Genomic DNA, 26,970 nt, shown 5'->3' with positions numbered 1-26,970 from the left:
AAACTTTCTTTCGACAGCGCCCGTTAACGAAAAACACTGATCCGCACGGATATAACATATTGAAGGTTGCATCTAACAACGGGTGAGGCAGGGCTTGAAGCCGGACTTATTCTTTAAAATCATACTGGCTTTATGCGCAGCTTTCCTTGTGACTGCCATCATTGTCAGACTTTATCACGAGTATCACGACATTGATTCAACTTGGGGCAATATGCGTTCAGGTGTGTATCCCGGTTGGGATACACCGGAGAACTAGTCTCCGAAGCTTCAGAAAACCTGCTTGCCTTGTACGTCAGGCTTCCCGATTCCGCAGCCTCCACCTCAATTCGAATATTCCTGATTTCGATAGATTGTTGCTCGACCGGAAAATCGACTGTTTGTCCCGTATCCGGGTTTAGCAAGTCAGTCGCGGTATAACCGCGAATCTCGAAACGCATTCTGCCATCGATAATGCCCAGATAAACGATATCAAAAATCGTGCCGGACTCGATCGGATCATACTCATCGGGATTCGGTATCTCCGACCCTTTTGCGTAGCCGCGCGGAGGGACAATGGGATCGCCGCTGAGAACGAACTGCGTCTGACCGAAGGTGTCGGTTGCCAGCGCAGGATGATGCAATGTCTCTTCAGTCATCGCCGACACCTCTGCATTTGCAGCCGGTTGCGCATGCAAACCCGTTGGAAAATTCAGAATACAAGATGTAACCGAGAATATCGCAAGCCGTCGAGTTGTATTCGAACGTTTATCCATCGGCTGTTCCTTTCCCTGAATCGCAAATCAGCAGCGTTGATTTGACCGAAACGCGACACGCAGGCAATCCTGCATATCATGTGCTGCTCCTGTTGAAAGGACAGCAGTAACTGTCACGATTTTATGACTGCAATCATTAATACCTTAGGTTAGGGTCAGCGCGAGAAGACTACCTTCTGAAACCTCAGTAGAGAGGCATGGCATGACGGTTGAATCCAGGTCAGTTCGCATTATCCGGACAGTTGTTGAAACACTGCGCCCACAGTTCAACGTGGAACTATGGGATGGTACACGTATCGGTGCGTTCGATGGTCCGTCATTGGTAATCAACGATCCAACAATCGTCCGACAGCTTCTTCTCAAGCCCAACTATGATTCCCTGATTGATATCTGGACATCCGGTCGCGTCGATATCAGCAACGGTACGATCTTCGATCTCGCTGAAGCCAAGACTGATGGGAGTGTGAAGAACAGGTTGAAAGAGCTGCCAAAATGGCAACTACTCAAGGATCTTCCGGCTCTTCTGTTGACTGGCAAAACCGATGCGCGCGAGGTTCTTGACGGCAAGGAGCCGTTCGTCAGTGGATCAAGCAAGGAGGCGATTACCCATCATTACGATGTATCCAACGAGTTTTATCGCTTATTCCTCGATGAACGAATGGTTTACACATGCGGTTACTTCAAGGACTGGGCCAATGATATCGACCAAGCCCAGAAGGACAAGCTGGAGCTTATTTGCCGTAAACTACGATTGAAACCCGGTGACCGTCTTCTAGATATCGGTTGTGGTTGGGGTGCCCTCCTGATCTATGCAGTGCAGAACTTTGGCGTCATCGGAACTGGCGTTTCATTGTCTGAAGCGCAAAGCGCGCTGGCCCGCGAGAGGATCAAGCAGGCAGGACTTGAAGACAGGATTACCATCCACGTCAAATCCTATGCAGAACTTGATGGTCAGTTCGACAAGATTTCATCTGTGGGAATGTTCGAGCATGTGGGAATTGCCAACTACGATAGCTATTTCAGCGCTGTGAACCGGCTTCTACGCCCCGGTGGACTTTATATGCATCACGCAATCACAAGGCGCATGAAGAAGAACAAGAAATCCTTCAAACGTAAAAGTGCAGAGCATAAGGCGCTTGTGAAGTATATTTTTCCCGGCGGGGAACTCGATCATCTTGGAATGACCGTAGAGAACCTTGAAGGGCACGGGTTCGAAGTCCACGACGTCGAAAATTTACGCGAACATTATGGCCGCACCTGCCGGTTATGGTGTGAACGACTGTATTCCAATTTCGACAAAGCCGTTGCCGAAATTGGATATCCGAAAGCGCGTCTCTGGCTGCTTTATCTCGCGGGATGTTCGCTGGCATTTGAGAGAGGCACCGTCCAAATCAACCAGACGGTGGCTTCAAAACGCAAACGCGGCATTTCCGCTGTGCCGCAGACGAGAGCGGATATCTATACCAGTTTCAGCCGGCCGGGACGTGAGTAGGCAGCGAGGGTAATCGCTGCTGAGACCCACGACCGGCTAAACAGTCTCCACTAACTGTACGCTTTGTACCGGTTTAGCCTGTATCTGGCGCCATAGAGGCGTCATTGCAGCTGTGATTTCTCCATAAAGCGCGTAACGGCGATTATAGTGTCCATCCAGCGCGGCGTTCGGCTTGTAATGCCGATCGGCGCGCACCATGGCATTGGCACCTTCTGTGAAATCTGAGAACAGCCCAACACCGGTCCCCGCCGCAATGGCTGCGCCAAGTGCGCCTGTTTCTCGTGAGACGGCAACAGAAACTGGCACGCCGAGTACATCGGCAAATATCTGGGGCCATAAACGGCTGCGTGAGCCGCCACCGGAAAGCAAAGCCTCCTCGAAGGTCGCGCCTGCTTTTCGGATGGTTTCCACATGCTGGCGATGACCGAAGGCAACGCCTTCAAGCAAAGCGCGTATCAGATGCCCCTTCGTATGCCAGCCCGCAATACCGTAAAACCCTGCGCGGGCGTGGCCGTCCTGCTGCGCTCCGTAGAGATAAGGGTGGTAAAGCGGATCATCACTTGCAGGTTCGATGGCTGCGGCGAGACTGCAACAAACATCAAATGGCGAGACATCGGCATGATGGTCGCCTTCAAAAAATTCCCGCACCAGCCATTCAAGATTCGCCGCAGAGGTAGCGCTGTTTTCCATCGCCATGTAACGGCTGCGATCAAAAGTAGAGGTCATGAAGACCGGCCCCTTGAGATCAGGACTATCGACAATAATCTGGTTGATGCTCCACGTACCTGCAATGATCGATGCGCTTCCCGTGCGCGAGACGCCAGAACCCAGCGCCGATGCTACGACATCGAAGAGACCTCCAACAACGGGCGTACCCGCCGCAAGCCCAGTCTCCCTTGCCACAGCCTCAGTTACATTACCTGCAATATTGTCGCTTTCGATGAGCGGCGGCAGGATGTCCATACTGTCACCCAAACCGTAAGCATCCATCAAAGCACTGTTGTAACGGCGCGTTGCAAGATCGAGCAAGCCTGCCCCCGACATATCGGAAACTTCGCTGAAACGTTTGCCCGTCAAGCGATTGACCACGAAGTCCTTGGAGAAAAATACCGTGCCTATCTGGTCAAACAGTTCAGGCTGGTAGCGCTTCAGCCAGGCAAGCAGCGTCGGGGTTTGGGAGGGCCATGGACGCTGGCGCGCTATCGGATAGGTCTTTGCGCCCACCTCTTCCGCCGCCCACTCTTCAACGAGACCAGTCGCGCGGGTGTCGAGCGACTGGATGCCTATGAGCGGATCTCCCTCCCGGTCGAGCGCGTAGAGCCCGTTACCGTGTCCGGCACAGCCGATAGCGGCAATATCACTCGCCGCTATCCCCGCCTTATCAAGGCAAGCCCGAATAACCCGCTTGGCATTGGACCAGAGCTCGCCAAGGTCACGCTCGACGTGACCGGGATGCAGCATGCGGCTATGTCCTTCTTCACCTGCATGGGCGAGCTCCCGTCCCGAAAGATCAAAAACCACCGCCTTGATGACAGTGTTGCCCGCATCGAGCCCCAACAGATATTTTTGCATGAAGAACCCCTCCCAAGGTCCAACCAATCCAGTAACTCAGCCCTGCTGATAAAGCGAGTAGGCCTCCTCGCCGCTCGCATTCTTATGAATAATCGCCATCAACCCACGCACCACGGCGCTTGGATTGGCATGCTGATATATGTTGCGCCCATAGACCATGCCCATTGCACCTTGCTGCATCAAGGCTGCAGATTTTGCAAACACTGCGGAGAGATCTTCCTTACCGCCGCCACGCACCAGCACCGGACAGCGCGCCGTCTCTACAACACGATGGAAATCCTCTGCATTTGTTGTGGGGTCTGCCTTGATTATGTCAGCTCCCATTTCTCGGGCGAGCCGTGTGAGTGTCACGATCTTGTCGGCATCACCGTCAACCATGTAGCCACCGCGTTCAGTGACTGGCTGCATGACGAGCGGTTCAATCATGAGCGGCATGCCGTATTTTTCGCAATCTGCCCGGACGCGGGAAATGTTCTGTACGCATTGGCGAAAGAGAGCCGGTTCGTCCGGCAGCATGAAGAGGTTCACCACCACGCAGGCCGCATCCATTTGTAGCGCTCCAATCAGCGGATCGGCCTCGTTCTGCAGCACCGCCCACATGTCGCGATGGCGGATGCGGTTATAGGGATTGCCCATGTCGAGGCGCATGACCAGCGCTGGCTTATCCTTACCGGGAATATCCTGCAGCAGATCGGCCTGACCATAGTTCATTTGGATGGCATCAGGCTTTGCCTCAACCAATGCCTTAATGACAGCAGGCATATTCTCCAATCCGTCGAGAAAAGATGGTTCATTGCACACGCCATGGTCAACAGCCACATCCAGACAACGACCGTTGCCGAACAACCGGTTCATCCGGAATTTGCAGTTTTCTCGCATAATTCACTCCTTTGTTCATTCCTTGCGGAAAGGGTTTCCTCGGCGACGTCGTGGCGTTCGCGCATGAGGGTTAGAAATCGTTTCAACTCAGCGTTTGCACGCTGTGGCGGCCAGCTTTTCTCCTTCGCAAGCAGATCAAGGACAGCCTTCGCTATAGCGAGGGAAAGTTCACCTGAGATCGCCAATGTCGTACGACGCAAAAGCAAGTCATCGAGATGCTCGACTGCCTCGGTTCGGATGAGATAAAGGAACTCTCGCGTACTGTAGTCAGCATTGGGCAAGGCATAATCTGGCCCTTCCACGATGAAACGAGCGATTTTGACGGCATCTGTGCCGTAACGTTCAAAGAGTGTTTCAATGCGGCCTGCGGGAAGTCCGGTGGCGGCAGCCGTTTTTGCGATCCAGCTCGCACGGTCTTTCGGAAATTCACGTCCACCACCTATGGCGCGTTCCGTTGTGTCGATCCGTCGCGACAAACCCAGCCGTTTCAGCGCCATATCGGCCGCCATTTCGCCAAAGGAGCGGAAAGTCGTCCATTTTCCACCGATCATGCAGAGGACGGGAGGACGGTTATCCTGCCCTTCAAGCACCGTGCAGAAATGGTCGCGTGGGATACGGCCCGTAAAACTGTCGTTGCTGGCTGGCAGCGGGCGCACGCCTGCGAACTGGAAGACAATCTCCTCAGGACGTATTTTGATCTCTGGCAGCACGAAAGCGAGCGATTGCAAAATGTAGTCCCGTTCGTCTGCCTCGCAGCGCACGGTGCCGGGATCGTCGACGCGGATATCCGTCGAGCCGACGAGAACTTTGCCGAGATAGGGAAACAGGATGCAGATGCGTCCGTCCTCGTTCTCGTAATAGATCATGTGCCCATCAAGACTGTCACTGAGAGCGGGATTATCGACAATGAGATGCGAGCCTTTGGTGACCCCCATCAGCGGGGCAGGTTGTGCCTCTTTCGGAAACAGTGTGCCATTCGCGATATCGATCCAGCCACCCGTCGCGTTGATGACCAGCCGCGGCTGGATAGAGAGTGTTTCGCTGGAAATACCGTCGAATAACTGAAAATCACCACCGCCACTTTCACAAATTGCCGCATAGTTCAGCGCCTTGGCATTCGGTCCAGCTGAAAGGCCGTCGCGCAGAAGCTCGACCCCAATCCGCTCTGGATGGCTGACCCAAGCATCGAAGTAGGTAGCGGAACTGCGGATCGCGGGATTGAGCGAAGGCCATTTTGCAAGTGTCGTTTTGCGACTGCGAAAACGGTGTTTTGGCATAAGCGCTCGTTTGCGCGTCAGAAAATCGTAGATACCTAATCCTGCTTTGATGGCGATTGCACCACGCCGGCTCGGACGGCGCGTAAGCCCCAGAAAACGTACAATCCCATTTCCTAACCCCGAGAAAATGTCGAAGATCGGAACGGTTGTCGGTAGCGGCGCGACATAGTGGGGAGCATTGCGCAGCAATCTGTCACGCTCGACAAGGGATTCCTTCACGAGGCTGAACTCGCCATTCTCCAGATAACGCAAACCACCGTGAACCATACGTGAAAGCGCAGCGCTGGCGCCCGAACAATAATCGGACTGCTCAACCAGCAGCACGTTCACGCCCTGCAGCGCAAGCTCACGGAAAACGCTGAGCCCGTTAATGCCACCGCCGACGACACAAACGTCCACCTTCGGGCTCTGGCGGAGCCCGTCTAATATCTCTTTTCGGTTCATGATGGCCGTCCGTTATCCGTCCATGTTAACCAGTTGTGCCGAAATGGCCGTGTCGATAGCCGCAAGGTCATCGGACGAAAGCCGGAGCCTTCCTGCCTGCGCATTGTCGAGCGCCTGCGCTGGATTTCTCGCCCCGCAAAGTGCGAAGGTCACTCCCGGCTGCGCCAGCGTCCAAGCAATCACGATCTGGGCTATCGTCGCGCCATGGCGATCGGCGACCGGCTTTACAGCCGTCGCAAAATCCTTTGCCTTCTGCCGGTTGGCAACGGAAAAGCGTGGATTGTCCTTGCGTTGATCGTCCCCGGAAAACACACGTTCCGGTCCGATCATGCCAGACAGAAGACCAAGCGCGAGTGAGGAATAGCTCAACGTCGATACATTGTTTGCAGTGGTAAGCGGCAGCAAGTCTTGCTCGATCTCCCGATCGATCATGCTGAGCCGCTCCTGGATCGCATCGAGCGCGCCAGTCTGGACATAGTGCTCCAGTTCCGACCGATTGACGTTGCTGGCACCAACAGCCCGGATTTTGCCTGCCTGTTTCAGGTCATCAAGCGCCGCGACGGTCTCTTCGATTGGTGTCGTCGGGTCCTGCCAATGAGTGATGTAAAGATCGATATAATCGGTACCAAGGCGGCGCAAACTTTCTTCCACCTCGTGGATGATCGCATCCCGCCCCAGATAGCGATGGACTGGCTTTCCATCCTGATCGAAGAAGTGCTTACCTTTCCGGGTATGCCAGACGAGGCCGCATTTGGTCGCGATCACCGCCTTGTCGCGGCATCCGGCAATTGCCTTGCCGACAATTTCCTCAGATCGTCCGAGGCCGTAGGCCGGCGCCGTATCGATCAGCGTCACGCCAGCATCCAGCGATGCCTGGATAGCTGCGATGGATTGGGCTTCATCCGTTCCGCCCCACATCCAGCCGCCTATAGCCCATGTACCGAGACCGACTGCGGACGCCCTGACGCCGGAGCGCCCGATTTCGCGGATCAACTGTTCGCCGCTCATGCGAAATATCCTTCTTGGGATGCAAGTTCGAGAATGCGGGCGCCAGTCGCTTCGTCGGTGACGAGCGTATCGAGATGATTGCCGCGAAGAACACTCAGGATAGATTCGGCCTTGTTCAATCCGCTGGCGACACCGATCTTCGTCGGGATGTGCGCAAACTCATTCAGCGTAAGCGAGACCAGCGCACGATTGAGGCTATAGTTGCAAATCTGTCCCTCCACATCGAGCAGATGGGCGAGAAGTTCCGCACTGGCACCGGAATGCTCGATAGCCGTCCGGTCTTCACTCGACGACGGGTGCAGATCGTAATAGGTCGAATCCGTACTGACGATAGAGCCGATACCGACGATGGCCACCTTGGCCTCCCTCGCCCGTTGGAACACGTCAGCGACAGAGCGCATGTTCATCAGCATAGCGCGCTGCGCAGCATCATCTGCGAACAAGGGCGCATGTATCTGATAGGAATGCCCTCCGAGTTTTTCGGCCATCAAGGTCGAGACGTGATTGACGTCAGTATAGTGCTTTCCCTGCACACAGCCCGTTGCTGGAATAACCTCGACATCGAAACGGCGTGGGGTCTGAATTCCAGCGACCACGGAACTCACGCCCTTTCCGCCAGTGATGCAGATCGTGTCACCATCGGCGATTTCTTCAAGAAGCAGGCGGGCAGCGGCTTCCCCCACCGCCAGCAAAGCCGTTTGCGGGTTGTCGGATGCGGTCGGCACAACAATGGCGCGGCTAATGCCACCAAGCGCCAGTAATCGTTCTTCCAGATCGATAAGAGGCTCAACCGGCGACTTGATCTTGATTTCTACAAGGCCAAGCTGGCGGCCGCGTTTGATGAGCCGGTTGACAGTTGCGTGAGAAATCCCGAGCTGGTCCGCAATCTGCGCCTGCGTCAACCCTTCCAGAAAATGCAGGACGAGAGCCTGATGCATCTGGCGGGCAACGACGATTTCCTCACGTGGCGCTGTTGTTCTTGGTTTCAGTTTAGCAATGGGCATATCAGGACGCCTTCCGCTTGTGCAGGAAATGGTCGATCGAAACAGCGGCAAGAAGAATGCAGCCCTTGATCATGTCCTGCCAGTACACCGAAACATTGAGAAGGATCAGCGAGGATGTGACCAGCGAAAGCAGAGCCATGCCGAGAATAGCGCCAAGGATAGTACCTGAACCGCCGCTGAGCGATGCACCGCCGATGACTGCGGCAGCGATAATATTCAGCTCCATGCCAACACCAAAAGTAGGCGTAGCAGCACCGAAGCGGGACATATAAATGACGCCTGCAACACCGGCGAGCGTCGAGCACAACACCGTAACCCAGAATTTGACCTGGTTCGTCTTTATGCCTGAATAGAGCGCCGCTTTCTCATTGCTGCCGGTATAGAACACCTTGCGAAAGGCCGTGGCGCGACGGAGCAGGAAGTCGAACAGAATGACGACGGCGACGAAAATCAAAATGACATAGGGGATGCCATAGAATGTGCCCTGCCCCACCGCTTTAAAGCTTGGCGGCAGCGTGAAAAGCGACAGCGGCGTTCCTTTGGTGATGATAAGGCAGAGGCCACGCACAATTACCATGGCTGCCAGCGACGTGATGAAATGGTTGAGGCCAACGACGGTTACGAAGAATCCCATAATGCCGCCGATGGCTGCGCTCGCCGCAATGCCTACAAGCGAAGCCGTCCATGGATCGAGCCCAGCCAGAAAGAGTGCGCCGGAAAGGACCATGGAGAAACAGACCACCGAGCCCACCGAAAGGTCGATGCCCCCGACAATCAACAGGATCGTCATCCCCACCACGACGATGCCTTCCACCGAGAAACTCATCAACATCGCACGAAAATTGCCGAGCGTCAGAAAATGCGGCGACGCAAAACTCATCACCACGGCCAATGCCAGAATGATCGCAATCAAACCGGCTTCACGCATGGTTCCTATGCGCCTTATCGACGAATTTTTTGGCGCAGCCGCTGCCATTGTGTCGATTGCCATTTCACCCTCTCCCATTTTCTTTTCATGCGGCATGATGCGATGCCCGTTCCGCGCCAACGCCTGAAGCAAGAAGGATCACTGCCTCTTCCGACATGGTGTCCGTAGAAAGCTCTCCCGCGATGTGCCCTTCCCGAACGACGAGCACGCGGTCAGCAAGACCAAGCAGTTCCGGCATTTCCGACGAGATGACGATGATACCAATACCGGAACGCGCAAGCTCCCGCAGCAGGCGATGAATTTCCGCCTTTGCGCCGACATCAATGCCCCGTGTCGGTTCATCCATCAGAATGACTTTGGGCTTTACCGCCAGTTGCTTGGCGATTGCCACTTTCTGCTGATTGCCGCCTGAAAGTGATTTCACAGGCGCTTCGATGCCACCCATGCGCACGGAAAGCCGTTTCGCAAAATCCTCTGCAAGTGCAGCCTCGGCTCGACCGTTCAGAAGTCCGGCGGCATTGGTCAATGATTTCAGGTCCAGCACGGAAATATTCTGCGCGATGGACATCTCCAGGAATACGCCAGAACCTTTGCGGTCTTCTGAAAGATAAACAATGCCGGCCTTGGCTGCGTCGGAATATGAACTGATCTTCTGTGTCTTGCCATGGAGGCGAACTGTTCCCGCAGTGCGTGGACGAAGGCCGCAGATACCTTCGGCAATCTCCGTTCGCCCCGATCCGATAAGGCCACCGACACCAAGAATTTCACCTTTGCAAACGGCAAAGCTTACGTCATTAAAGCGCACGCCATCGCCAATGCCGTCGACTTCGAGAATAATTTCGCCTGCCGCCTCGTGTGATCCAAGCTTATCTGGGTAGAGCTGCGTGATCTCTCGTCCTACCATCCGACGCACCACATCGTCGGGTTTCACATCTGCAATGCGATCGGTGCATACATAACGACCATCGCGGAAAACCGTCACCCGGTCGCAGAGGCTGAAAATCTCGGCCATACGATGACTGATATAGATGATGGAAATGCCATTCGCCTTTAGATCACGGATAATCGAAAAGAGCTGCTGTGCCTCGGTTTCGGTGAGCGCAGCCGTCGGTTCATCCAGAATCAACACACGGCAGTCGAGTGTCAGCGCTTTGGCGATCTCCACGAGCTGCTGGCTAGAAATCGGCAAGTTGGCGACCTTCTGCCGAACATCGATAGCCGCCAGGCGGTTCATCACGATCTGCGCATCACGTTCCAGCGCGCGGTAATTCATGAACGGCGAACGACGGCGATTGGTCGTCGCCATAAACATGTTTTCGGCCACTGTAGCGTCCGGACAAAGCGCTATTTCCTGATGCACCAGACCGATACCAAGCGATTGCGCCACGGCGGGGGAGGCAATGTGAACGGTTTTGCCGTCAATGCGTATCTTACCTTCAGTCGGCTGCAAAACGCCAGCGATAATGCTCATCAGTGTCGATTTACCAGCACCGTTCTCGCCGCAGAGCGCATGGACCTCACCACGTTCAAGCCTGAAATCCACTTGCGTCAGCGCCTTCACCGCTCCGAAATGCTTGGTTACACCGTGGATGGTAAGCACCGGTTCAGCCATCTTTTTCCTCCCTCTCCATTCCAACCATCCGCACCACAGGGCGCGGATGGCTTCTTGAACGGAGCCTATTCCTCAATGCCCTTAGTACCGCGACGCTTCAGATATTTGTCCCAATAGAAGTCGTCCGCGTTTTCTGCGGTCACAATCGAGAGGCCATTATCGACAACGGGAATGCTCATCGGGTTGAAGCCGGAACGCTTGGCGTCATTCATCGGGTCGATCAGTTCCGGATGCTTGGCAAGCCACAGCAGCATGAAGCCCATATAGCCCTGCATGCCCTGGTTCGGATTGATCGAACCGAAGACTTCACCAGCCTTGATCATGTCGAGGATGTTGGCGTTGACGTCGGCACACATGACGAGAACCTTGCCACCGGCTTCCTTGTTCGCCTGAGCAGCCCCAATTGCGGAGTTGGCCTCCGGCATGAAAACCGCACCAAGGTTCGGATTGGCCTGAATGAGGCTCGACAGACCCTGATAAGCCTTGGTCGGGTCCTGATTGGAAGCAGCGCGACCGACCAGTTTCATGTCCGGCCACTTTTCTTCCATACGGGCAATGAAGGCTGCAATCCGCTTGTCGTGATTATCCTGTCCCGGATTTTCAAGAACTGCATATTCGCCTTTGCCGCCCATTTTCTGGGCAATGGCATCGGCTGCATATGTACCTTCGCGGGTATTGTCCGAAGTGATGAAGGACACACGCTTCGACAGCGGTGAGTCTGCTGCGAAGGTGACGACAGCCGTGCCCTGATCAATCGCCCGGTTGATAGGCTCGATGAACGGGTCAGAATTCATTGGATGAACGAGAATGCCAGCCGGGTTCTGCGCCAAAGCCTGATCGAACGTCGCGATCTGTTTGTTCACGTCATATTCCGGCGTACCCGTATATTCCGTCTCACAGCCGAACTGCTGACCAGCCTGCTTGAACATTTCATAGACGGGAAACCAGTATTCAACGCCAGAAACCATGACGTTCATCACATATTTTTCGCCCGGTTTACAGCGGAACGGATTTTCCGTCTCGGCTGCCGTTGCGGAACCGGCCAGAAGCGTTGCCGCAAGAACCGCCAGTGCGGTCGTGCTCAGAAAATTGCGCAAGTGTCCTCCTCGAGGCCGAAGCCCCTCCCAAACGCGCGGATAGCGTCCCAAAAACGCCGTTGATCTTTATGAAGACCGGCCCTCCTCCTCGAAGACCAGTATTGATAGCTAATCGCAAAGAAATGCGCCTGTCAATATAATTCACATAATGAAATATATTTCACGGTACTTGTTCATTTTGCCCATGGTCAAGCTGGATCGGTGGCGAAGCGCATATCTGGATGATGAAATTTTTGATGCTGCCCGCATGTTCCCTATTTCTGAAAATGGCAGCCACTTCCGACATGATCGGCTTTCCCGCTATTGGACGAAAAACCATATTGGGCATGTGCACGACGTTTCTCACCACGCCCGGTATTACCGATATGCCTGCACCCAAAGACACTTGTGTCAAAACAGCTAGAAGACCGCCCGGCTTTGCAACGATCCTTGGAGTGAATCCTCCGCGCTTCGCGACTTCATACGTACCTGCCTCCTGTTCGGGCAGAATAAATCGGCTTTCTGCAAGAAGAGCGTACTGCCCCTCCAACGCTGCAACCGTCAGCCGATGGTCTGAGGGGACTGCCAGACAAAAATAGTCTTGCAGCAAAACATGAGCACTGAGTGACGGTGGGAGCGTCATCGGCATACGGACGAAGCCAATGTCGAGATGTCCTTCCTCGATGAGCTTTGGGAGTTCCTCCATCGGAAACTCACGCGAGTGAAGCTCCACCTGAGGCCAATCTCCTGCGAAACGGCTGATCTGCGTCTGCAAGGCTCCGGCATAAGCCGCCGAGCCAACATAGCCGATTTCGATCCGCCCGATTTCCCCCCGCCCGGCTCGGCGTCCGACACTTTCTGCCTTGTCGAACTGATCCAGCACTAATCTTGCTTCCTTCAGAAAGACCTCGCCCGCCGGGGTGATTGTGACTGAACGTTTGGTTCTGAGAAAAAGCTTCGCACCGAGCCGCCGCTCGATTTCCTGTATCTGAACCGTAAGCGTCGGAGCAGCAATGTTCAACCGCTCCGCAGCTCTTGAAAAATGAAGCTCTTCGGCGAGAGCCACTAAATAGCGAAGGTGCCTGAGTTCCATGTGCGCTTCCAACAATTAGGTAAAAACTAATATTATTCCAAATTACCGCGAATGAAAGAAATTCAAAAATCCGATCTATTGGCACTGTCAATCTCTATGAAAGAATGTCTTATGTCCCGACATACTGTCGCAATCATCTCCTCGCTAATCACAACGATAACCCTCACTAACTCGGCATTCGCACTGGACTTGCCGACAAAACCTTTTCTTACGCTCGAAGCTGCCCGCTTCGTCGTTGCGGCCGCCGAGGAAGAAGCTAAGGTGAATGGCTGGCCCTGTGTGATCTCTGTCGTCGATGCGGAGGGTATGCCAATTCTGACCGTGCGCATGGACGACGCATCAGTACCTGCTGGCGTCGAACTTGCACCTGAAAAAGCTCGAACAGCCGCTCTTTTCCGTCGAGAAAGCGGCGCTTTGGAAGATGCCATCAACGGGACACGTCCTGCTGTCATCACCGCGCGTGGATTTGTGCTTATGCGTGGTGGCGTGCCCATCACCGTGGGCGGTAAGGTTGTCGGCGCCATCGGCGTATCGGCGGACACGCCCGATCATGACCAGCAAATTGCTAAGGCTGGTGCGGCAGCGCTGACAACAAAATGACGACAGCTCTTGCATCCGCACCGCGTCTTACCAATTCAACTTTGATTTTGCTGACGGCATCGACCGGTTGCGCAATGACCGTGCTGGACACAAATGTCGTCGCAATGGTCCTACCGACTATCGCACAGGAATTTTCTGCCAGTTTTGCCGATGTCGAGTGGGTTATCAGTACTTATGTTCTTTGTTTCGCGTCACTCCTCTTACCAGCCGGCGCCCTAGCCGATCGGTTCGGACGCCGAACTGTTTTCCTGATCGGAATTGGCGCGTTCGCATTGTCGTCCTGGCTTTGCGGTGTGGCGAATTCTGCCAGTACACTTTATCTCGCCCGTGCATTGCAAGGCGCAAGCGCGGCCTTCCAGCTCGCACCCGCGCTCGCAATCATTGGCCATACGTTCCATACCGAAGACGAACGTAACCGTGCATGGTCAATCTGGGGTGGTATCATGGGTCTGACCATGGTCCTGTCACCCATTATCGGCGGCATTATTGCCCATGCGCTTGGCTGGCGATGGGCATTCTACATAAACATACCCATCAGCATTGTTCTGGCACTTGCTACGCTGCGTTTCGTCACGGATTCAAATGATGAAAATGCACGACGTCTCGATCCTATCGGGATCATTTCCTTTGCAGCGACCATGTTTGCATTAACATGGGGGCTCATCAATGGGCAGGCACATGGCTGGACATCTCCAATCGCTGTGACAGGTTTTGTCAGCGGCGTTGCCGGGCTGATGATTTTTCTTATCGCCGAAACTGCCCAGCAGCGCCCGATGCTCGATCTCAGTCTGTTTCGTAATCCCCGCTTCATCGGTGGTGTCTGGGCGATGTTCGCCTATGCCGCCTGCGCGCAGGTGATGGCATCCATGCTGCCACTGTTCCTTCAGAACGGCTTCGGTCAGCCACCATTGCAGGCTGGTTTTGCCATGCTCCCATTTGCAAGCGCGATGCTGATCTTCCCCAATGTCGGGCGCCTTCTCGGAAAGAAAGTATCATCTCGAGAAATTCTTGCCCTGGGTCTCATGGTCGTCGGCGTTGGCAGCCTCGTGACAAGCCTCGGTGCGCATTCCGGAAACTGGTCTATCGTGATGTGCGGCATGTTTCTGATCGGGAGCGGTGGCGGCCTGCTGAACGGTGAGACCCAGAAGGCGATTATGAGCGCGGTTTCGCGCGAACGGGCCGGGATGGCATCTGGCATCAGCACAACCGCTCGGTTTACTGGCATTCTGCTCGGCTTCGCAGTCCTGAGCGGTGTGCTAGCAAGTGCTGTCCGAACTCATCTAATTCAAACGGATTGCAGCGATCCTACATGCAGCGGAGATTTTGCTGATGCGATAGTGGCAGGCGACCTACCCAATGCGCTTTACATGGTGGCACCGTCAGCCAGAACTGTCACATCTGAACTTGCCATGCGGGGTTATTCCGCCGGTTTCTCGGTTGCGCTGCTGGTTTCCGCGACCGTCGCCATCGCCTCCTCGCTTCTGGTGTACCGCCTGATGAAACGACAATAACCTTCTCGCGAAGGCTCTATTCCTTTTTATAAAGTGTACGCGACCGCTCGAGATGACGGAGCATGGCAGCCTCGGCACGGTCCGCATCCTTACCGGACAGGCAATCCAGTATTTCCTCGTGCTCAACGAGGGTATATTTCTCCTTACCCGTCCAGATAAGCATATGAGTATGATACTCTTTCAGCCAGGCCAACATGGCCTCGCTCACTGCTACCAATATCGGATTACCAGCAATTCTGGCTATCCGGACATGAAACTCCATATCGGCAGCGATGAATGCATCCGCGTCACCAAGCGATTCCCGCTGCCGTTCGATGATCTCTCGCAGTTCCGCGATATCATTTTCCGTTATCTTCTGCGCAGTCTCGCGAACAATACCGCGTTCGAAGAAAATTCTTGCACTCTTCAAATCCTCCAGTGTGTCCATTGATTGCGCAAGCATGATCTTCGCAGTCGGATCTACCTGCTGAAAGATCGACTTTGCCGTTAGCTTCAGCACCTTGGCACGCTCTCCGTGCGAAATACTGACCAGTCCCATTTTGGCAAGCGACTGCATTGCCTCGCGAATTGCGGGGCGACCAACACCGAAACGCTCCATCAGAACTCGTTCCGACGGCATTTCGTCCCCCGGCCCCAACTCACCGGAGGTGATCATGTTTTCGAGCCGATCAAAAACTTCATCGGACAATTTGCGACGAACAATAGGTTCGATTGGCTGGTTCATTGCATCTCACCCCTCATGCGCTTTCCCCTCTTATGCATCTTCGAATGCGTGGAGAAAAGCTATTTGCCCACAGCAGTCGAAGCGTCTCACAATTTTTCACTTGCGCATAATGGAGTACTCATTATACCAGTTATCCTGCATACGCCAAGCGAACACCGCTGGCAACAAACCAATAGCCAGTTCCCGGTAACGACCATGCACATAAACTTGACCTATCGCATTGAGACAACCGGCAGCATCGAGCAGATGGCAGCCAAGATTGCGAGCGATCAGTCTACCGGCACTTTCGTCTCCGTTCCCGGTGAAACGGAAGAACTGAAGGCGCGCGTTGCAGCACGCGTGCTCGCAATTCGTCCACTTGAAGATGCAACAGTTCCAGCCTGGCCAGAACTTGAACCAGCTCACGGCCCAATCAAGCGTGCCGATGTCGACATCGCCTTCCCGCTCGACGCAATCGGTACTGATCTTGCAGCACTGATGACGATTGCTGTTGGTGGTGTTTACTCGATCAAGGGCATGACCGGCATTCGCGTTGTCGACATGAAGCTGCCGGATGCATTTCGCACAGCCCATCCCGGACCACAATTCGGGATTGCCGGAAGCCGTCGCCTCACCGGCGTTGAAAAGCGCCCGATCATCGGCACCATCGTCAAGCCAGCCCTTGGTTTGCGTCCGCATGAGACCGCAGAACTTGTCGGCGAATTGATCGAATCTGGTGTTGATTTCATCAAAGACGATGAAAAACTGATGAACCCGGCCTATTCGCCGCTCGAAGAGCGCATCGCCGCTATCATGCCGCTTATTCTCAATCATGAGCAGAAGACCGGCAAAAAGGTCATGTATGCTTTCGGCATTTCGCACGCCGATCCTGACGAGATGATGCGCAACCATGACATGGTGCTGGAGGCTGGCGGCAATTGCGCCGTCGTCAACATCAATTCGGTCGGCTTTGGCGGCATGAGCTTCCTGCGCAAGCGCTCCGGCCTTGTACTGCATGCGCATCGCAACGGCTGGGATATTCTGACCCGTAATCCGGGTGCAGGCATGGATTTCCGCGTTTACCAGCAGTTCTGGCGCCTGCTCGGCGTCGATCAGTTCCAGATCAATGGCATCCGCGTGAAATATTGGGAGCCGGACGAAAGCTTCGTCAATTCGTTCAAGGCTGTCAGCACACCATTGTTCAGGCATGCCGATTGCCCGCTTCCCGTCGCCGGTTCCGGCCAGTGGGGCGGTCAGGCACCTGAAACCTATGAACGTACAGGCCGCACCACGGACCTGCTTTATCTGTGCGGCGGCGGCATTGTCAGCCATCCGGGTGGCCCGGCAGCTGGTGTTCGCGCCGTACAGCAAGCATGGGAAGCAGCAGTCGCTGGCATCACACTTGAAACCTATGCTGCTGAGCATCCTGAACTTGCAGCTTCGCTCGCAAAATTCGGCTCCGTTAATTCAAATGGAGGAGGCGAATAATGACCAAGGCTTCCAACGAATTGCTGCTGTCTTACTACGGTGACGACCTCACAGGCTCGACCGATGTTATGGAAGCCGTGTCTTCCAACGGCGTTGACACTGTGCTGTTCATGAATGTGCCGGACGAAGAGCTTCTTTCGCGCTTTTCGCACTGTAAGGCTATCGGTCTTGCAGGAACGAGCCGCAGCGAAACGCCGGAATGGATGCAGGAAAATCTCACGCCTGCATTCAACTGGCTCAAAAGCTTGAATGCTGCGATTGCTCATTACAAGGTCTGCTCAACATTCGATTCCGCCCCCCATGTCGGCAATATCGGCAAGGCCGTCGAAATCGGCAAAGCGGTCTTTGGTCAGACCTATGTGCCGTTGGTTGTTGGCGCACCGCAGCTCAAACGTTATACCGCTTTCGGGAATCTCTTTGCCGCCTATCAGGGCGAAGTCTATCGTATTGACCGCCATCCGGTCATGAGCCGCCATCCCGTCACGCCAATGCACGAAGCGGACCTGCGCGAGCATCTGGCTAAGCAGACCGCACTGAAAACCGTGCTTGCTGATCTCGTAGCGCTTTCAGCCTCCGATGCGGATGAGCGTGTAAACGCGATTGTCAAAGATGCTGACGGCATGTTGTTGCTTGACGTTGACAGCCACGAAAGCCAGCTGCAGGCAGGTGAACAGCTCTGGCGTTTGCGTTCCCGCGATGGCTGGTTTGTCGCTGGGTCGTCCGGCGTCGAATATGCGCTTCTGGCCGCCTGGGCCAAGGCCCGACTGATCGGTGCGAAAAAAGAGTTTCCGCTTCCCGGCAAGGCTGACCGCATCGCGATCGTTTCGGGCAGCGTCTCACCAACCACCGAACGCCAAATCCGTCATGCAACCACATCGGGCTTTACCGGCATTGATCTTAACCCGCTCGATCTTCTCTGCGAAAACGGCAATCAGGCAATCGAAGCTGCCATTGCTGACGGCCAGAAAGCGCTCCAGCAGGGCAACAGTGTGATCCTCAACACCGCGCTTGGTCCGTCCGCTGATCGCGGCACAGAAATTGATAAGATCGCAGGCAGCCGCCACAAACTGGCCCGTAGCCTCGGCTTCATCCTCCGCAGCCTTGTCGAACGCGAACAGCTTACCCGCGCAGTTATTGCAGGCGGCGACACTTCCAGCCACGCATTGCGTGAACTGCATGTCGATGCACTCACCACGCTTTTGCCGCTTCCACAAACTCCGGGGTCGCCGCTTTGCACGGCGCACGGCGCTCACGCCGCCACCAACGGCCTGCAGGTTGCCCTCAAGGGCGGCCAGGTCGGCTCAGACAATTATTTCAGTCAGATTCGCGACGGGCTGATCGCTTGAATCTGGAATACTCATTGACTGGTTATACCAGTTACACTACCAAAAGTCTGGAAGGAAATACAATCATGACAGCTATCGCTTTGTTCGGAGCGGGCGGCAAGATGGGCTACCGTCTGGCCAAGAACCTCCAAGATTCACGCTTTGACGTACGTCACATCGAAGTCAGCGACGCAGGCAAGGCACGCCTGAAGAACGAACTCGATATTGACACCATCGATGCAGATGCAGGTCTCGAAGGCGCTGAAGTAGTCATTCTGGCTGTGCCGGATACCATCATCGGTAAGGTTGCTGCAGGTATCGTTGACAAGCTGAAGCCAGGCACAATGGTTATCGCGCTCGACGCAGCCGCTCCATTTGCAGGTCACCTGCCAGAACGCGCAGACCTCACCTATTTCGTAACCCATCCTTGCCATCCGCCGATCTTCAACGACGAAACGGACGTGCAGGCAAAGAAGGACCACTTCGGCGGTCTGTTTGCAAAGCAGCACATCGTTTCGGCTCTGATGCAGGGCCCGGAAGAAGCTTATGCGCTAGGTGAAGAAATCGCGAAGGTCATCTGGGCACCTGTCATGCGCTCGCACCGCGTGACCGTCGAGCAGCTCGCAATCCTCGAGCCGGGCCTTTCGGAAACCGTTTGCGCTTCGCTTCTGGTCGTCATGAAGCAGGCCATGGATGAAAGCGTCCGGCGTGGCGTTCCTGAAGAGGCGGCCCGAGACTTCCTGCTGGGGCATATGAATGTCCTTGGAGCGGTCATTTTCGGCGAAGTTCAAGGCGTATTCTCCGATGCCTGCAACAAGGCAATCGAATTTGGCATCCCGGCGCTGATGCGCGACGACTGGAAAAACGTATTCGAACCGGCAGAAATCGCAGAAAGCATCCGTCGCATTACGTGACGTCACTTGGGAGGGCGTCAAACGCTCTCCCCTTTTCCGCCCTTTTGGGAAATGGGGCTTATTGGGAGGTCTACATGAAGTTCACACGCAGGAAAATTGCACGCGGTTTTGCTATTGCAGCCGTTTCGGCAACATTGGCAGGCAGTGTTGTCATGCCGGCATGGGCTGCTGATCTGATCGCGATCATCACGCCATCGCATGACAATCCATTCTACAAGGCTGAAGCCGTAGGTGCTGAAGCCAAGGCCAAGGAACTTGGTTACGAAACACTGATCCTCCAGCATGACGACGACGCGACCAAGCAATCGCAACTCGTCGATACGGCCATCGGTCGTGGCGCAAAGGCTATCATCCTCGACAATGCCGGTTCGGAAGCCTCGATTGCAGCCGTTCAGAAGGCAAAAGACGCGAAGATTCCCTCATTCCTGATCGATCGTGAAATTAACGCCTCGGGCGTTGCCGTTTCGCAGATCGTATCCAATAACTATCAGGGCGCTCAGCTCGGCGCTGAAGAATTCGTCAAGCTGATGGGCGAAGCCGGCAATTATGTCGAGCTGCTCGGCCGCGAATCCGATCTCAACGCTGGCACCCGTTCCAAGGGCTATCACGACGTTATCGACGAATATCTAGACATGAAGATGGTTGCGCAGCAGTCTGCTAACTGGAGTCAGACTGAAGCCTTCACGAAAATGCAGAGCATTTTGCAGGCAAACCCTGATATTAAGGGCGTGATTTCCGGAAACGACATCATGGCCATGGGCGCATGGGCAGCTCTTGAAGCTGCCGGTCGCAAGGACGTTATCGTTGTCGGCTTTGACGGCTCCAATGATGTTCGTGACTCGATCAAGGCAGGCGGCATCAAGGCAACTGTTCTTCAGCCAGCCTATGCTCAGGCACAGATGGCTGTCGTACAGGCTGACGAATATATCAAGACCGGCAAGGGACCTGCTGAAGAAAAGCAGTTGATGGACTGCGTCCTCATCAATCCTGACAATGCAGACAAGCTTGAAACCTTCGCTTTGAAGGATTAATCAAGCGCGGCTTGGCCGGGAGCGCCAGCGCTCCCGGTACTATTTCCTGTATCGAGGATAAATTCATGTCAGTGCTGAAGTCAGCTTCCATTATCGTGCTGGCCTGCGGTGTCGCGCTTTCGGGCTGCAAAATCATCAAGACTCCGACAGCAGAAGAAGCCGCAGAAGCACGCGGCGATAATTTCAATCCCGATCGTTCGGTTGCCGACATCTGGGATTCAAAAGTTAAGCCGTTTTTTGCCGAAAAAACTGCAACGCTCGATGGAGTGATGCAGGCAGCAAACGCAGATGCTGATGCCGCTGGAGCGAAATACGGTCATCGCGAAAAGCAGGGCAATGCCCCCTGGACCTTTGCAGCCAAGCTTGAAGGCACCGTGGTCGCCGCTGAAACGAAATCCCGCGCAGCCTATGTTGATGTGGACAGCAATGGCGATGGCAAGGCCGATGCACGCGTGCAGATCGGGCCGACCGTTCGCGGCAGCGCAATTCGCGACAGCCTCTCCTTTGTGAACTTCAACGAGTTTCGCAATCAGATCGACTGGGCTCAGTTTGGCAAGGCGTTCAACACCCGCGTCAATGACGATGTTCTTTCAAAGCTCCCGCGCGAAGATTTGGTTGGCATGAAGGTGAAAGCCGAAGGTGCTTTCCCGTTACCATCGAAGGGCCAGCTTCCGCTCGTCACGCCTGTTTCCATCTCTTTGGAGAAATAAGCGATGGAGACGGAATTGAACCCAAAGGACGATATCGTCCTCAAGCTTGAGGATGTTTCCAAGGTCTATTCGGGTATTGTCGCGGTCAAGCGCGCCAATCTTGAATTGCGCCGTGGTTCGGTCAATGTGCTTGTCGGCGAAAACGGAGCTGGCAAGTCAACGCTGATGAAGATCATCGCGGGCGTTGAGCGTCCGACCATGGGGAAGATCATTCTCGATGGCGAGGAAGTGTCATTCGACAGCCCCGCCGACGCGCAGAAGCGCGGCATTGCGATGATCTTTCAGGAACTCAACCTGTTTTCAAACATGACGGTGGCAGAGAACATCTTTGCCACGCGCGAAATTACACGCGGTTTGCGCGGCATTGATCACAAAGCACAGGTCGTCAAGGCCAATGAATATCTCGACCGCCTTGATGCAGGCATCAGTGCAAGTACGCTCGTCGCCGATCTGCCAATCGGTCAGCAGCAACTTGTCGAAATCGCCAAAGCCATTTCGCTTGACGCACGCATCGTCATCATGGATGAACCGACATCGGCCCTTTCTGCAGCCGAAGTCGATATTCTGTTCAAGGTGATTGCCGAACTGAAAAAGAAGGGCGTGGCAATCGTCTATATCTCGCATCGTCTCGAAGAACTGATGCGGATTGGCGATTACATCACGGTTCTGCGTGACGGAAAAATCACCGGCCAGGAAGAGATCAAGAACATCGATACGCAATGGATCGTGCGTTCGATGATCGGTTCCGATGCCAAGGATTTTGCCAAGCCTGTGACCCACAAGATCGGTGCAGAACGGTTTCGCGCTGAAAACATCACCCTGCCGCGTGCAACCGGTGGGCTTGCAGTGAATGACGTCTCCCTGACTGTGCGCGCAGGCGAAGTTCTGGGTATTTACGGCCTTATGGGCGCCGGACGTTCCGAGTTTTTCGAATGTGTGATGGGCCAGCATGGGCATTCCACTGGCCATATCTATATCGATGGCGAGGAAGTGAAGGAACGCGATACGACCCGTCGTATCCGGCGTGGCCTTGCCCTCATACCGGAAGATCGCCAGCGCGAAGGACTGGTACAGATTTTGTCGATTGCCAGCAATCTGACACTGGCAAGTCTTGACCGTCTGGCTCGCTTCTTCCACATCACGCCAAAGCGTGAAAAACAGGCCATTCAACAGGCAATCAAAGACCTTTCGATCAAGGCACCGAACCCCGAATTCGAAGTCACTTCGATGTCAGGTGGCAATCAGCAAAAGGTTGTCATCGGCAAGGCGCTGATGACCAATCCGAAAGTTCTTCTGATGGACGAGCCATCGCGCGGCATCGACGTGGGTGCGAAGGCCGATGTCTTTCGCACCATGCGCAGGCTTGCTGCCGAAGGTCTCTCCATTCTTTTTTCAACCTCTGATCTGGAAGAAGTCATGGCGCTCTCTGATCGCATCGCGGTGCTCAGCAATGGGAAGCTGATTGCCATATTCGACCGCGATAAAGCGACGGAAGCCGACATTGTTGCCGCATCGGCCAAGGGCCACGGGCACACACATGACAACGACCACAACAAACAAACAAGGGAACTCGCGTCATGACAGCCAACACGACGACGGCCGCCACTGACTCAACCTTTAACAGCGGCTCGGTCCTGCTGACACTGATGAAACTAAGAACCTTCATCGCGCTTTTCGCGGTGTTCATCTTCTTCTCGTTCGCAGCGCCGAACTTCCTGTCAGCTGCCAACCTGATCCTGATGTCAAAGCACGTTGCGCTTAATGCATTTCTTGCAATGGGCATGACTTTCGTCATCATCACAGGCGGCATCGACCTTTCCGTCGGCTCCATTGTCGGGCTTTGCGGCATGGTTGCCGGTGGTCTTCTGATCTACGGTATCGATCTTGGCATCGGCTATACGATCTATTTCAACATCATTGAAATCTCGCTGATCACACTGGCTGTGGGTGTCGCAGTCGGCTTCATAAACGGGCTATTGATAACCAAACTGAATGTTGCGCCCTTCATTGCGACACTCGGCACGCTTTATGTAGCGCGTGGCCTGGCACTTCTGTCCTCGGACGGCCAGACCTTCCCGAACCTTGTAGGCCGCGAAGACCTGGGTACAACCGGCTTCGCCTTCCTCGGATCAGGCAGCATTCTCGGTCTTCCGGTCTCGATCTGGATTCTGATCGTTGTCGCGTTGGCAGCAGCCTATATCGCGCGATACACGCCCCTTGGTCGCCAGATTTTCGCAGTCGGCGGCAATGAACGTGCGGCACGCATGTCGGGTATCCGCGTCGACCGCGTAAAGATGTTCGTTTACATGTTTTCGGGCTTCTGTGCGGCGATCGCCGGGCTTATCATCTCGTCCGAACTGATGTCTTCGCATCCGGCAACCGGCAACTCGTTCGAACTGAACGCCATTGCGGCAGCAGTCCTCGGAGGCACCTCGATGTCTGGCGGGCGCGGCACCATTGGCGGCACGATCATCGGTGCATTCGTCATCGGTATCCTCTCCGATGGCCTGGTCATGATGGGCGTATCGTCCTTTTGGCAAATGGTCATCAAGGGCCTTGTCATCATCATTGCCGTGGTGGTGGATCAGGCACAGCGCCGCCTCCAGCAGCGCGTTACACTTATGCAAATGGCAAAAGCGGGTTAAAATGGCAGAATTGAATGGCGCTCTGATCGGCTGCGGTTTTTTCGCAATCAACCAGATGCATGCATGGAATGACGTTTCGGGTGCCAGGATCGTGGCAATCTGTGATCGCAACCCTGAGCGGCTGAAGATTGTCGGCGACCAGTTTGGCATCGAACGCCGCTACACGGATGCGCAGGCGCTGTTTGCGGATGGCGGCATTGATTTTGTCGATATCGCCACCACAGTCTCAAGCCACCGCGCACTGGTGGAGCTTGCCGCCGCCCATAAGGTGCCGGCAATCTGCCAGAAGCCTTTTGCCAAAACGCTTGATGATGCAAAGGCCATGGTGAAAGTCTGCGATGAAGCAAGCATTCCGCTCATGGTGCATGAAAACTTCCGCTGGCAGACGCCTATTCAGGCAGTGCGCAAGGCACTCGATAGTGGCGTCATCGGCACGCCGTTCTGGGGACGTTTCTCCTTCCGCTCGGGCTTCGACGTGTTTTCCGGCCAGCCCTATCTTGCTGAAGGCGAACGCTTCATCATCGAAGATTTAGGCATTCATACGCTTGATATTGCACGCTTCATTCTGGGCGATGTGACCAGCCTTGTTTCTCGCACAAAGCGTGTGAACCCGAAGATCAACGGTGAAGATGTAGCAACTATTCTCATGGATCATGAAAATGGCGCTACTTCCATTGTCGACGTAAGCTATGCGACCAAGCTCAAAACCGATCCTTTCCCGGAAACGCTCATCGAAATTGATGGCACCGAAGGTTCGATCCGGCTTTATCAGGGGTATCGCCTTGAAGTGATTACGCCGAACGGCACCACGGTTTCCGACGTTTCGCCAAAACTGCTCTCGTGGGCCTCACGTCCTTGGCACAATATTCAGGAAAGCGTTTTTGCCATTCAACAGCATTGGGTGGACAAACTGGAAACTCGCGAAGAAACCTCGACATCGGGTGCGGATAATCTAAAGACTTTCGCGCTTGTCGAAGCCGCCTACGACAGTGCCACAAGCGGCAATCGCGTCGACATTACGGCGTTGCTCAAATGAGCAACGTCGATCCTTTTCTGCTCTTTGGAACGCGCGAAACGGAAGCGAAACCATTTCATCTGAAAGCGGGCCTGCTCGCCGTCGATTTGTGCGATGGCAATCTACGAACCATCAAATATGATGGCGTTGGGGTTCTGCGCGCTGTTTCCTATCTCGTGCGGGATCGAGACTGGGGAACCTATAATCCGGAAATCAACAACCTGAACGTCGAAGAAAACAGCACCGGATTTGCCGTCACTTATCAGGCGCGTTGCGAAGGCCCGGATGCGACCCAACTCACCATTGATGTCCGCATTCAGGCAGAGAGTGGCGGAACACTTACTTTCGACGCCGTGGCCACTACCGTGACCGGCTTTGAAACCAACCGTTGCGGCTTCTGCATTCTCCATCCGATTGTCGGCGTGGCAGGTTCGCCTGTAACAGTCGAGCATGTCGATGGCACGCTCAACCAAACCCATTTGCCCGACCTGATTGAGCCATGGCAGCCTTTCAAGGACATGCGTGCAATCACCCATGAGGCCATGTCTGGCGTTACGGCGGAATGCCGCATGGAAGGCGATACGTTTGAGATGGAAGACCAGCGCAACTGGTCCGATGCATCTTACAAGACCTATGTGCGTCCCCTGGCTTTGCCATGGCCTTACCAGATCGAAGCCGCCAAACCCCAGCATCAGCGCATCGTGCTCAGTATTCGCGACACGCGCAAAGCAGCATCACAAGTGGGCACGCATGCAGCGCCGATAAGCATCACGCTTGGCGACCTAAGTGGCAGGATGCCAAATATCTGCATCATCATCACACCAGAAGAAGCCAAGGCCAGTTTAGCTGCAATAGAGCTGCTTGAGGAAATAGCCCCGCAGGATCTGTTATTTCATTACGATCCTCTGGCAAGTCATAACGAATCAGCTTTTGCTGATTTCGCGACCCTGGCTGCGAAGCATAGCGGGCACGTTTCGCTCGAAATTGTATTGCCTTGCGAGAAATCGCTCATCGAAGAGACGATAGCAATCGCTTCTGACATGACAGCAGCTGGCTTTACCCCGGATGCGGTCATTGTTTCACCGGCCATAGACCGGCAATCGACGCCTCCCGGAAGCAAATGGCCTCCCTGCCCGCCGCTCGAAGATGTTTATGCGGCAGCAAGAGCAGCCTTCCCGGATGTACGGCTTGGCGGTGGAATGCTGAGCTATTTCACAGAGCTTAATCGCAAGTGCGTTCCCGGCGAGCTTGTTGATTTCGTCACCCATTGCACCAATCCGATAGTCCATGCCGCTGACGACCTGAGCGTCATGCAGACACTAGAGGCTCTGCCTTTCATCACCCGCTCGGTGCGAGCGATCTATGGCGACAAGCCCTATCGCATTGGGCCGTCGACGATCCCCATGCGTCAGAATCCCTATGGAAGCAGGACGATGGAAAACCCGAATGGCAAACGCATTGCCATGGCCAATCTCGATCCACGCCATAATGGAAAATTCGCGGAAAGCTTCGCCATGGCCTATGCCATATCGGTGCTGAATGCAGGCCTTGATCGTCTGACGCTTTCGGCCATGACTGGCCCGTTCGGGCTTATTGCTGGCGAAGGCGAGCCAACGCCAGCAGGCGGAAAACGTCCGCTCTTTAATACGATAAAAACATTGGCCGGGCTGGCAGGTAAGAAATGGCAGCAGCTTGTTTCGTCGCGGCCTGACCACGTTCTGGCCTTTGCAACAGAGCGAGAATTCTGGCTGGTGAACATCACTTCACAACCTCAAACTGTGAGCATCGCTCAATTTACCGAGATTGTTCTCAATCCCTATGCGGTCAAAAGCTTGAAACGCTGCTAGTTTTTAATCAGGTCGACGTTTCGTTTTGATCAGGAGCGACCAGC

At 54.7% G+C, this 26,970-nt stretch carries 23 protein-coding genes; 12 read left to right on the top strand and 11 right to left on the bottom strand.

Translation table 11 applies throughout. The features are described 5' to 3' along the window. Positions 1 to 164: 164 nt before the first annotated feature. Positions 165 to 752 (bottom strand): hypothetical protein, encoded by a 588-nt coding sequence (locus tag MKS82_RS26430; RefSeq protein WP_240579474.1) that lies wholly within the window; start codon positions 750 to 752, stop codon positions 165 to 167. A gap of 202 nt (positions 753 to 954) precedes the next feature. On the opposite strand from MKS82_RS26430, the gene MKS82_RS26425 reads away from it, so the two are divergent. Further along, complete coding sequence (locus MKS82_RS26425; RefSeq protein ID WP_109986878.1) at positions 955 to 2,244, top strand: SAM-dependent methyltransferase; 1,290 nt, start codon at positions 955 to 957, stop codon at positions 2,242 to 2,244. A 36-nt stretch (positions 2,245 to 2,280) separates the two neighbouring features. On the opposite strand, the gene MKS82_RS26420 is transcribed toward MKS82_RS26425, so the two are convergent. The 9 genes from MKS82_RS26420 to MKS82_RS26380 form a co-directional block, all read right to left on the bottom strand. Continuing rightward, a complete protein-coding gene (locus MKS82_RS26420) occupies positions 2,281 to 3,816 on the bottom strand; it encodes an FGGY-family carbohydrate kinase (RefSeq protein ID WP_109986877.1) in 1,536 nt (511 codons plus the stop codon). Positions 3,817 to 3,852: 36 nt separating this feature from the next. Next, positions 3,853 to 4,695: a class I fructose-bisphosphate aldolase gene (locus tag MKS82_RS26415; protein WP_109986876.1), complete on the bottom strand. Its 843-nt coding sequence runs from the start codon at positions 4,693 to 4,695 to the stop codon at positions 3,853 to 3,855. Next, positions 4,668 to 6,416, bottom strand: coding sequence for a glycerol-3-phosphate dehydrogenase/oxidase (locus tag MKS82_RS26410; protein ID WP_181394252.1), 1,749 nt, complete (start codon positions 6,414 to 6,416; stop codon positions 4,668 to 4,670). The genes MKS82_RS26415 and MKS82_RS26410 overlap by 28 nt, the downstream gene beginning before the upstream one ends. A gap of 12 nt (positions 6,417 to 6,428) precedes the next feature. After that, positions 6,429 to 7,424, bottom strand: a complete 996-nt coding sequence (locus tag MKS82_RS26405) for an aldo/keto reductase (protein ID WP_109986874.1) — start codon at positions 7,422 to 7,424, stop codon at positions 6,429 to 6,431. Beyond that, entirely contained in the window at positions 7,421 to 8,428 is a 1,008-nt protein-coding gene (locus MKS82_RS26400) for a sugar-binding transcriptional regulator (protein WP_109986873.1), read from the bottom strand. The genes MKS82_RS26405 and MKS82_RS26400 overlap by 4 nt, the downstream gene beginning before the upstream one ends. 1 nt (position 8,429) lies before the next feature. Beyond that, entirely contained in the window at positions 8,430 to 9,419 is a 990-nt protein-coding gene (locus MKS82_RS26395) for an ABC transporter permease (RefSeq protein ID WP_181394251.1), read from the bottom strand. Positions 9,420 to 9,441: 22 nt separating this feature from the next. Continuing rightward, positions 9,442 to 10,968: a sugar ABC transporter ATP-binding protein gene (locus MKS82_RS26390; RefSeq protein ID WP_109986871.1), complete on the bottom strand. Its 1,527-nt coding sequence runs from the start codon at positions 10,966 to 10,968 to the stop codon at positions 9,442 to 9,444. Between the two features lie 65 nt (positions 10,969 to 11,033). After that, positions 11,034 to 12,065: a substrate-binding domain-containing protein gene (locus MKS82_RS26385; protein WP_109986870.1), complete on the bottom strand. Its 1,032-nt coding sequence runs from the start codon at positions 12,063 to 12,065 to the stop codon at positions 11,034 to 11,036. 160 nt (positions 12,066 to 12,225) lie between these two features. Continuing rightward, positions 12,226 to 13,137, bottom strand: coding sequence for a LysR substrate-binding domain-containing protein (locus MKS82_RS26380; protein WP_109986869.1), 912 nt, complete (start codon positions 13,135 to 13,137; stop codon positions 12,226 to 12,228). A 111-nt stretch (positions 13,138 to 13,248) separates the two neighbouring features. Between MKS82_RS26380 and MKS82_RS26375 the strand changes: the two genes are divergently transcribed. Together MKS82_RS26375 and MKS82_RS26370 are read left to right on the top strand one after the other, a co-directional pair. Then, positions 13,249 to 13,737 carry a GlcG/HbpS family heme-binding protein gene (locus MKS82_RS26375; protein WP_109986868.1) on the top strand — a complete coding sequence of 163 codons (489 nt, stop codon included), beginning with the start codon at positions 13,249 to 13,251 and terminating at the stop codon, positions 13,735 to 13,737. Then, on the top strand, positions 13,734 to 15,248 hold the full coding sequence (locus tag MKS82_RS26370) for an MFS transporter (protein ID WP_109986867.1): 1,515 nt from the start codon (positions 13,734 to 13,736) through the stop codon (positions 15,246 to 15,248). The genes MKS82_RS26375 and MKS82_RS26370 overlap by 4 nt, the downstream gene beginning before the upstream one ends. Before the next feature lie 16 nt (positions 15,249 to 15,264). Here the strand turns inward: MKS82_RS26370 and MKS82_RS26365 are convergent, their stop codons facing one another. After that, positions 15,265 to 15,972 carry a transcriptional regulator NanR gene (locus MKS82_RS26365; protein ID WP_109986866.1) on the bottom strand — a complete coding sequence of 236 codons (708 nt, stop codon included), beginning with the start codon at positions 15,970 to 15,972 and terminating at the stop codon, positions 15,265 to 15,267. Between the two features lie 195 nt (positions 15,973 to 16,167). On the opposite strand from MKS82_RS26365, the gene oiaX reads away from it, so the two are divergent. From oiaX to apnL, 9 genes are all read left to right on the top strand, one after another. Continuing rightward, positions 16,168 to 17,439 (top strand): 3-oxo-isoapionate-4-phosphate decarboxylase OiaX, encoded by a 1,272-nt coding sequence (gene oiaX / locus MKS82_RS26360; RefSeq protein ID WP_109986865.1) that lies wholly within the window; start codon positions 16,168 to 16,170, stop codon positions 17,437 to 17,439. Next, positions 17,439 to 18,785, top strand: coding sequence for a four-carbon acid sugar kinase family protein (locus tag MKS82_RS26355; RefSeq protein WP_109986864.1), 1,347 nt, complete (start codon positions 17,439 to 17,441; stop codon positions 18,783 to 18,785). Before oiaX ends, MKS82_RS26355 begins: the two co-directional genes overlap by 1 nt. Before the next feature lie 65 nt (positions 18,786 to 18,850). Further along, the gene (locus tag MKS82_RS26350; RefSeq protein WP_109986863.1) at positions 18,851 to 19,678 is read left to right on the top strand and encodes a phosphogluconate dehydrogenase C-terminal domain-containing protein; all 828 of its coding nucleotides are present in this window, start codon (positions 18,851 to 18,853) and stop codon (positions 19,676 to 19,678) included. A gap of 74 nt (positions 19,679 to 19,752) precedes the next feature. Next, positions 19,753 to 20,709: a D-ribose ABC transporter substrate-binding protein gene (locus MKS82_RS26345; protein WP_240579473.1), complete on the top strand. Its 957-nt coding sequence runs from the start codon at positions 19,753 to 19,755 to the stop codon at positions 20,707 to 20,709. 65 nt (positions 20,710 to 20,774) lie between these two features. After that, a complete protein-coding gene (locus MKS82_RS26340; RefSeq protein ID WP_109986861.1) occupies positions 20,775 to 21,419 on the top strand; it encodes a DUF2291 family protein in 645 nt (214 codons plus the stop codon). A 3-nt stretch (positions 21,420 to 21,422) separates the two neighbouring features. After that, complete coding sequence (locus MKS82_RS26335; RefSeq protein ID WP_109986860.1) at positions 21,423 to 23,000, top strand: sugar ABC transporter ATP-binding protein; 1,578 nt, start codon at positions 21,423 to 21,425, stop codon at positions 22,998 to 23,000. Beyond that, positions 22,997 to 24,064: an ABC transporter permease gene (locus tag MKS82_RS26330; RefSeq protein WP_109986859.1), complete on the top strand. Its 1,068-nt coding sequence runs from the start codon at positions 22,997 to 22,999 to the stop codon at positions 24,062 to 24,064. Before MKS82_RS26335 ends, MKS82_RS26330 begins: the two co-directional genes overlap by 4 nt. Position 24,065: 1 nt before the next feature. Next, positions 24,066 to 25,100 carry a Gfo/Idh/MocA family protein gene (locus tag MKS82_RS26325; protein WP_109986858.1) on the top strand — a complete coding sequence of 345 codons (1,035 nt, stop codon included), beginning with the start codon at positions 24,066 to 24,068 and terminating at the stop codon, positions 25,098 to 25,100. Then, entirely contained in the window at positions 25,097 to 26,926 is a 1,830-nt protein-coding gene (apnL, locus tag MKS82_RS26320) for a D-apionate lactonase (RefSeq protein ID WP_109986857.1), read from the top strand. Before MKS82_RS26325 ends, apnL begins: the two co-directional genes overlap by 4 nt. The last annotated feature ends 44 nt before the right edge of the window (positions 26,927 to 26,970 follow it).

Origin of the sequence: Ochrobactrum sp. A-1, assembly GCF_022488005.1 — a bacterium.
Taxonomy (GTDB): Bacteria; Pseudomonadota; Alphaproteobacteria; order Rhizobiales; family Rhizobiaceae; genus Brucella.
Note: the sequence above shows the minus strand (reverse complement) of the source record. Positions and strands in the feature narration are given on the sequence as shown.

What these genes read in the sequence shown, in the direction of transcription:
- MKS82_RS26325 (WP_109986858.1), top strand. Translation starts at nt 24,066, where the DNA reads ATGGCAGAATTGAATGGCGCTCTGATCGGCTGCGGTTTTTTCGCAATC.
- MKS82_RS26375 (WP_109986868.1), top strand. Translation starts at nt 13,249, where the DNA reads ATGTCCCGACATACTGTCGCAATCATCTCCTCGCTAATCACAACGATA.
- MKS82_RS26415 (WP_109986876.1), bottom strand. Translation starts at nt 4,695, where the DNA reads ATGCGAGAAAACTGCAAATTCCGGATGAACCGGTTGTTCGGCAACGGT.
- MKS82_RS26350 (WP_109986863.1), top strand. Translation starts at nt 18,851, where the DNA reads ATGACAGCTATCGCTTTGTTCGGAGCGGGCGGCAAGATGGGCTACCGT.
- MKS82_RS26355 (WP_109986864.1), top strand. Translation starts at nt 17,439, where the DNA reads ATGACCAAGGCTTCCAACGAATTGCTGCTGTCTTACTACGGTGACGAC.
- MKS82_RS26420 (WP_109986877.1), bottom strand. Translation starts at nt 3,816, where the DNA reads ATGCAAAAATATCTGTTGGGGCTCGATGCGGGCAACACTGTCATCAAG.
- MKS82_RS26345 (WP_240579473.1), top strand. Translation starts at nt 19,753, where the DNA reads ATGAAGTTCACACGCAGGAAAATTGCACGCGGTTTTGCTATTGCAGCC.
- MKS82_RS26430 (WP_240579474.1), bottom strand. Translation starts at nt 752, where the DNA reads ATGGATAAACGTTCGAATACAACTCGACGGCTTGCGATATTCTCGGTT.
- MKS82_RS26370 (WP_109986867.1), top strand. Translation starts at nt 13,734, where the DNA reads ATGACGACAGCTCTTGCATCCGCACCGCGTCTTACCAATTCAACTTTG.
- MKS82_RS26400 (WP_109986873.1), bottom strand. Translation starts at nt 8,428, where the DNA reads ATGCCCATTGCTAAACTGAAACCAAGAACAACAGCGCCACGTGAGGAA.
- oiaX (WP_109986865.1), top strand. Translation starts at nt 16,168, where the DNA reads ATGCACATAAACTTGACCTATCGCATTGAGACAACCGGCAGCATCGAG.
- MKS82_RS26380 (WP_109986869.1), bottom strand. Translation starts at nt 13,137, where the DNA reads ATGGAACTCAGGCACCTTCGCTATTTAGTGGCTCTCGCCGAAGAGCTT.
- MKS82_RS26395 (WP_181394251.1), bottom strand. Translation starts at nt 9,419, where the DNA reads ATGGCAATCGACACAATGGCAGCGGCTGCGCCAAAAAATTCGTCGATA.
- MKS82_RS26390 (WP_109986871.1), bottom strand. Translation starts at nt 10,968, where the DNA reads ATGGCTGAACCGGTGCTTACCATCCACGGTGTAACCAAGCATTTCGGA.
- MKS82_RS26330 (WP_109986859.1), top strand. Translation starts at nt 22,997, where the DNA reads ATGACAGCCAACACGACGACGGCCGCCACTGACTCAACCTTTAACAGC.
- MKS82_RS26335 (WP_109986860.1), top strand. Translation starts at nt 21,423, where the DNA reads ATGGAGACGGAATTGAACCCAAAGGACGATATCGTCCTCAAGCTTGAG.
- MKS82_RS26425 (WP_109986878.1), top strand. Translation starts at nt 955, where the DNA reads ATGACGGTTGAATCCAGGTCAGTTCGCATTATCCGGACAGTTGTTGAA.
- apnL (WP_109986857.1), top strand. Translation starts at nt 25,097, where the DNA reads ATGAGCAACGTCGATCCTTTTCTGCTCTTTGGAACGCGCGAAACGGAA.
- MKS82_RS26340 (WP_109986861.1), top strand. Translation starts at nt 20,775, where the DNA reads ATGTCAGTGCTGAAGTCAGCTTCCATTATCGTGCTGGCCTGCGGTGTC.
- MKS82_RS26410 (WP_181394252.1), bottom strand. Translation starts at nt 6,416, where the DNA reads ATGAACCGAAAAGAGATATTAGACGGGCTCCGCCAGAGCCCGAAGGTG.
- MKS82_RS26405 (WP_109986874.1), bottom strand. Translation starts at nt 7,424, where the DNA reads ATGAGCGGCGAACAGTTGATCCGCGAAATCGGGCGCTCCGGCGTCAGG.
- MKS82_RS26365 (WP_109986866.1), bottom strand. Translation starts at nt 15,972, where the DNA reads ATGAACCAGCCAATCGAACCTATTGTTCGTCGCAAATTGTCCGATGAA.